This window comes from Simplicispira lacusdiani, assembly GCF_003604195.1.
In the GTDB taxonomy this organism is placed as follows: Bacteria; Pseudomonadota; Gammaproteobacteria; order Burkholderiales; family Burkholderiaceae_C; genus Simplicispira; species Simplicispira lacusdiani.
Map to the genome: position 1 here is coordinate 1 of NZ_QXGR01000052.1, position 569 is coordinate 569.

A 569-nucleotide genomic window follows, 5' to 3' on the forward strand; every position below is an offset into this window, starting at 1 on the left:
GCATGATAGATAGGAATATCGACAGGTCTCTCAGATTCTCTTATTAAATCTGCTAGGGTCATTGCCCAAACTGCTTTGGAAAGGATTACTGCAGTGGGATCAATATCGATACCTGTTACAGCATCGGTGATTAATACTAATTTTTCTTCATTAGTAAACTCTCTATTATTATAATATTCACGAGTTCGTGTTAAGGCTGCCCGAATGAAGTTCCCACAACCACATGCAGGGTCTAAATACTTAAAGTTATCATTTATATTTTCAAACATTTTTTCTACTACTGCGTTTGCTAGATGGGTTGGGGTGCTTTTTTGACCTAATACGCCTCTTTGTTCATCTGGTAACATTTCATCGTAGATTAGTTGAATCATATTTTCTTCAGTAACAGTTGCAAAGTCATACATCTTTAAATGATGAAAAAGATGCCTTGCGACTGGGAAGAAGTTATTAATCCACTGCTCATTGGCAATCCAACCATAGTAATCGTAATCAACAAGGTTATTTATTTTTGCAACATTACGGAAAAACTCTCCATTTAGGATACTTTTAATCATTTGGTCGTTATTATT

1 protein-coding gene is annotated in these 569 nt (G+C 35.1%); it reads right to left on the reverse strand.

All coding sequences use genetic code 11. The annotated features are described in order from the left end of the window. The coding region (locus tag D8S75_RS17550) for a DNA methyltransferase family protein (protein WP_198673241.1) at window positions 1–554 on the reverse strand (554 nt) is incomplete at its 3' end. Window positions 555–569 lie beyond the last annotated feature (15 nt).